The organism is Vibrio sp. 1249-1 (genome assembly GCF_033340495.1).
Genome location: NZ_JAWOWJ010000713.1, coordinates 1 through 632, shown reverse-complemented (window position 1 = coordinate 632; position 632 = coordinate 1). Strand labels below are relative to the sequence as shown.

The following is a 632-nucleotide window of genomic DNA, read 5'->3' as shown; positions in this document are numbered from 1 at the left end:
TGCTGACCAAGCTCTGGGTATTGTTTGCGAGCATTGGCGATAAGATCGCTGGTTTTCTTGTCGCGTTCAAGCTTGTCTGACTCGACAGGGATCAGTTTTCCGTCCAGCAGTTTTACGTCGTGCTTTTCGGTGTCTACGGCAAATTTAGTGTAACCCAAGTATTTACCTTGGCCGAAAGTGAGGCCGATAACTGTGCCCGTTTTTGGGTGCACGACAGGCTTCCATAAGCCATGGTCAGAGTGGCCGCCAAAAATCACATCGACCCCTTTTAGCTTGCCTGCCATGTCGTAATCTTCATCAAAGCCGCGTTGCACTTCAGGATCGGCTTCTTTGTCGGTTTGCATTGGTGCCGTTTTATTTTGGTGTGTGAGCACGACAACCATGTCCACTTCGTCGCGGATCTTATCAACCCAGAACTGAGTGGTTTTGATTGGATCGTCGATAGTCAAACCTTTGCGATTACCTTTCCACATGGTGTTGTAGAAGGCATCAACGCCCATTACCCCAATCACACCGACACGAATGCCATCGCGTTCAACAATGGTATATGGCGAAGCAAAAGGCGCCTTGTTTTGCTCAAACTTGATGTTGGCATTGAGCACGGGGGAGGCGGCGCTTTGCATATTCTCTTT

General features: G+C 49.1%; 1 pseudogene. It reads right to left on the bottom strand.

Annotated features, from left to right (window positions below):
• Positions 1 to 632, bottom strand: a pseudogene (locus tag R7Z50_RS28500) (bifunctional metallophosphatase/5'-nucleotidase); the annotation flags it as partial.